Annotated in this window: 4 protein-coding genes and 2 rRNA genes (1 of these 6 cut by a window edge); 4 read left to right on the top strand and 2 right to left on the bottom strand. The window is 40.2% G+C overall.

Annotation, left to right across the window (positions count from 1 at the left end):
* From IM477_RS03610 to yidD, 4 genes are all read left to right on the top strand, one after another.
* A partial coding sequence (locus IM477_RS03610; RefSeq protein ID WP_287730558.1) for a pentapeptide repeat-containing protein occupies positions 1–1509 on the top strand: 1509 nt, incomplete at its 5' end.
* A gap of 41 nt (positions 1510–1550) precedes the next feature.
* Complete coding sequence (locus IM477_RS03605; protein WP_287730557.1) at positions 1551–1895, top strand: hypothetical protein; 345 nt, start codon at positions 1551–1553, stop codon at positions 1893–1895.
* An 80-nt stretch (positions 1896–1975) separates the two neighbouring features.
* Positions 1976–3016: a CFI-box-CTERM domain-containing protein gene (locus tag IM477_RS03600; protein WP_287730556.1), complete on the top strand. Its 1041-nt coding sequence runs from the start codon at positions 1976–1978 to the stop codon at positions 3014–3016.
* Positions 3001–3363, top strand: coding sequence for a membrane protein insertion efficiency factor YidD (gene yidD, locus IM477_RS22890; RefSeq protein ID WP_104398173.1), 363 nt, complete (start codon positions 3001–3003; stop codon positions 3361–3363). The genes IM477_RS03600 and yidD overlap by 16 nt, the downstream gene beginning before the upstream one ends.
* Before the next feature lie 166 nt (positions 3364–3529).
* Here yidD and rrf read toward each other — a convergent pair.
* Positions 3530–3647, bottom strand: a 5S ribosomal RNA gene (gene rrf, locus IM477_RS03595).
* Positions 3648–3702: 55 nt separating this feature from the next.
* Positions 3703–5058: ribosomal RNA gene (locus IM477_RS03590) — 23S ribosomal RNA — on the bottom strand (it continues 1524 nt past the right edge of the window).

The raw sequence follows: 5058 nt of genomic DNA, 5'->3' as shown, positions 1-5058 counted from the left end.
AATATTCAAAATTGGAGTATTGATGCGGATACCAATTTCAATGATGCCATTTTGAGTCAAGAGCTTATTACTACATTGCTTGACTCCTCTAATCAACATCCTATCAATGTGCAGGATGGAGAAACCGATACTGTATCTAATGTCAACCCCCTTGACTTTTCCAATCATGATCTAAGGAATCGCTCATTTAAAGATAATCAAAACCTAGCAGGAGCAAACTTTCGCAATGCCGATATAAGAGGTTGTGATTTCACCAATGCCAATCTTGAAGGAGCAGATTTTTCGGGTACAAAGGCAGGACGAAGCCGCACTCAAGAAATTATTTTCATTATGGTTGTCTTGATAGGTGTAGTTCAGGGATTTTTGGGGTCGAAAGTATTGACATTTTCTTATGATTTTGGAGGATATATTTTAAGTATACCTATTATGATTTTAGGTTTGCTTATCGGTCTATTTTTAAGTCATTCTTTGATAACCTTTTTACGTTCACTTTCTGAAAGCTTAAACAAAGAGTTTGTTAATGACACCTTGTTGATGTCCTCTTTTTCTGGATTTTTTCTTGATAATATTCTTGGGCTAAACTTTATTTTTGCGCCATTGTGTTTATTTTTTTTATGGATGTTAATTGGAGACTTTCAACTAAAAACTGGAACATTTTTTAACAAAGCAAACCTATCCCGTACTCAGTTTACCCAAGCCACGCTGATCAATTGTGATTTCTCTAGTTCTGATCTCAACAATTGCACATTCTACAAAGCGACTTTGCGAAATTCTAACTTTGCTAATGCCAACGTCAACGGTACGGACTTTTCTAGTGCTAAATTAATAGGAACAAATAAGAAAAATTGGAATATTAATGCTGATACTAATTTTAATGAAACCATTTTTATTGAAATATTTAGTACGATATGGCTTGGTTTTTTAGTCAATTTCTTTAAAAAGGCAAACTTATTAGGTTTATTTTTAATGGGATTTTCTTTTGCTTGCTACATACCTCTTATAGTTCCTTTTGTCAATTCAAATATTCTTTTATTTTTAAAATTAATTATTGTAGTATGGCTCATATTTTCTATATTAATATCTCCACTTTTTTCTCGTTTTTCTGACAAAGGTATAACAAAACTTAGAAAAAAACTTAGAATTCCTTTTATTGGCTTAATATTTACTACTTATATAATATATATTATTTATAGAATTTGTATACTTTTTGGAGGCGAGCATGAACATATTGGTGGTACGGGTTCTATTTCATTTTCATCGGCTGGCTCTCTACTAGGAGATATTTTCTGGCTTCCTATTTTATCTTTAGCTTTAGTAATTAGAAAGATAAGACGGAACGGTAGAAATTTATTTATTTCTATTATTTTTACTGTTAGCAGTTTTGCTTTTGGGATTGGTGTGGGATATTTAATTTTTGTAACATTGCCTAATTTGATTTTACTAGGTTGGATTACAATGCCTATAGGATTGTTGTTTTTAATATCTTCATTTCCATTTGAAGATAGCTAACTTTTACCAACAACGGAAAATCATATCAAAGGAGCAAAACTATGTCAGTATTCGATATGCGTCATCAGACAGTTACAAACCAAACAAATAATAATTATAGCTTTTCTGAAGCTCAAAATCAAGCCGATTTGATTATTGAGCTAGAGAAATTGAAGTCTGAAGTAAGCAACGCTGGAGAATCTAAAGTCATCAATGCCGAAATTGTTACAGAGGTTCAAGAGCAAATCCAAAAAGCTGTCGATCAGGCAAAAAAACCTGAACCTAATAAGGATGTAATTGCAGGTTATCTAAGCACGGCTAAAGGCTTTATGAAGGGAGTCGCCGAAGCTGGTGGAATCGTTGCTGGAATTGTTAAAGCTATTGAATTAGTCCAAAAACTGTTTTAGCCGATATTGACTGGTATATTCTTGCAGTCGTTTACAAATACACAGCCTTGTAAATACTGATTCAAAGGAACTAAAAAACTATGTCAAATTTTGATCAGCAGGGGCAAATTGTCTATCATCAAATTAACCAAGTAATCAATCAACAAATTATTAATGTTAATGATGAGATGGTTGAAAAATTTGTAGAAAATTTTGCCTCTCTACTTCCTCTCGATGCGGATGATAAAATAAAAAAATCTATTACTCTTTACATGATCACCGAATATGCAAATAACGGCAACTTACCCATATCTCCTGAACAATTAACTTCTCTATTGGAAAAGCTTAATCAATTAAGCATTGATGAATTCAATAGGCTTTTATCTTCTGACAAAAAATATAAACAATTAAGGCACAACTTAGGCTGGTATATTTCTGTTGGGGCTGGTGTTGGAGTCGGCGTTGGTTATGCGTCTGCAAAAGTAGATATAGAAAAGATTATTCAAGAGTTAACCCATAATAATAGTTTGTATGTTCCTGACTTGACTCCTTCTTCATCAAGTAATCCTAGTTCGCAAACAGAAGATAACTCAGAACAGCACTATCCTAGAAGTTCAATTCCTAAAGAGCATATAGCTAGTTCAGTCATATTACACAAATCTATAGACTCTTTACCTGACACTAGAGAACCATTTCTCCCTGTTAGCAGTAGTCGCGGTAGCAGTTCTTTTCCAACCCACCACCAAGAGCAATTGTTAGAGAGTTCTATTAATCATAATATAAGTGGAGTATCACCAGAACCTCACCCAATCAGTTTGGACAAGTCTAACGGAGATATTGAAGATTGTGACCACTTAAATCATTGTGACCACTGCGATCACTTAAATCATTGTGGCCACTGTGACCATTGCGATCACTGCTTTATAGCTACTGCTGTCTATGGCACTTACGAAGCACCTCAAGTTATCAAATTAAGACACTTTCGAGACGAAAAACTGAGAATGTATCCATTAGGAAAGTTATTTATTTTAATATACTACAAATTATCGCCACCTTTAGCTCGCTGGCTTAAAGATTCACCAAACTTTGCCAAACCAGTTCGTCATATCCTTGATATGCTTGTCAAATGCTTAGAAAGTTAATTTATAGATGTTTCTCTATGCACACAAGAACAAAACGGAAAGTATCGATTTCCAAATTGTTAATATTTGTTATTCCATTAGTCGATTGTTTAGAGAAAATCGGTTTACGGTTTATTCTTGATTTTGCTGTTATTCACTGTATCCGATTCTATCAAAAATATCTTTCGCCTCGTAAAGGATTTTCCTGTGCTTACAGCGTACTTTATAGATGTGAATCATGCTCGGAGTATTTTCGGAAAACTGTAAAAATTTACGGTTTGAAAAAGGCAATTTTTCTGTTTCAGAAGAGACTAGAAGAATGTAAACTTGCTTATAGAGAACTACTGAAGGGAGACAATAAAAATTAGCTCCATAAAACATAAACACTAATACACATTAATTTTGTAGTAGAGCTACTCTTAGTCAGTAGCCCAGCAGGATGAGCTACGCAGTGCTAAACCAATAAAAAAAGTACAGCAAAGACAATACCCTCCCCACTTGCATGAGAAAGGAATTGTTTTGAGGAAAGAATAATCCTGGCATCGAGCTATTGTCCCAGTCGGCAACCCGACAAGTATCTTGGCCACGGTGAAGTTTCACAACCGAGTTCGGGATGGAATCGGAGTGGTGCCATCACGTTAAAGACACCAGGAAGGGTAGAACCCTCAAGACTGCAAAAGCTAGGAAAAAAGTGGTGAAAGAAGAATCAGGTCAAGCCCTCGGTCGGTTAGTACTCCTCGACTGCACTCGTTACCGAGCTTCCATCTAGAGCCTATCAACGGGTAGTCTACCCGAGACCTTACTGGCTTAATGCCATGAGAGCAATCATCTGGAGGTGGGCTTCCCACTTAGATGCTTTCAGCGGTTATCCGCTCCGCACATGGCTACCCTGCGTTTACCGTTGGCACGATAACAGGTACACCAGCGGTGCGTCCTTCCCGGTCCTCTCGTACTAAGGAAGGCTCCTCGCAATGCTCTTACGCCTACACCGGATATGGACCGAACTGTCTCACGACGTTCTGAACCCAGCTCACGTACCGCTTTAATGGGCGAACAGCCCAACCCTTGGGACCGACTTCAGCCCCAGGTTGCGATGAGCCGACATCGAGGTGCCAAACCTCCCCGTCGATGTGAACTCTTGGGGGAGATCAGCCTGTTATCCCTAGAGTAACTTTTATCCGTTGAGCGACGGCCCTTCCACGCGGTGCCGTCGGATCACTAAAGCCGACTTTCGTCCCTGTTCGACTTGTGGGTCTCACAGTCAAGCTCCCTTCTGCTTTTGCACTCTATCGTCCCATTTCCAACGGGACCGAGGGAACCTTTGCGCGCCTCCGTTACCTTTTAGGAGGCGACCGCCCCAGTCAAACTGCCCACCTGAAACTGTCTCCCGCCCCGATTAGGGGTCAGGGTTAGAATTCTAGCCTCGCCAGAGTGGTATCTCACCGTTAGCTCCACCCTCCCCACGAGGAGAGTTTCAAAGCTTCCCACCTATCCTGCGCAAGCGAAGCCCGAAGCCAATTCCAGGCTACAGTAAAGCTTCATAGGGTCTTTCTGTCCAGGTGCAGGTAGTCCGTATCTTCACAGACAATCCTATTTCGCCGAGTCTCTCTCCGAGACAGTGCCCAGATCGTTACGCCTTTCGTGCGGGTCGGAACTTACCCGACAAGGAATTTCGCTACCTTAGGACCGTTATAGTTACGGCCGCCGTTCACCGGGGCTTCGGTCGTCAGCTTCGGATTACTCCTGACCAACTTCCTTAACCTTCCGGCACTGGGCAGGCGTCAGCCCCCATACTGCGTCTTACGACTTGGCGGAGACCTGTGTTTTTGGTAAACAGTCGCCTGGGCCTATTCACTGCGACCCTCTTGCGAGGGTACCCCTTCTCCCGAAGTTACGGGGTCATTTTGCCGAGTTCCTTAGAGAGAGTTATCTCGCGCCCCTTAGTATTCTCTACTTCCCCACCTGTGTCGGTTTCGGGTACAGGCAATTAATGATTAACGTGGTTCGGGCTTTTCTAGGAAGCTTGATCAGCGCCACTTCCCTCCCGTGGGAGGTGGGACTCG

It is taken from the genome of Microcystis sp. M090S1 (assembly GCF_020246295.1).
GTDB lineage: Bacteria > Cyanobacteriota > Cyanobacteriia > Cyanobacteriales > Microcystaceae > Microcystis > Microcystis aeruginosa.
The sequence above is the reverse complement of the archived record's forward strand: the minus strand, read 5'-3'. Positions and strand labels throughout refer to the sequence as shown.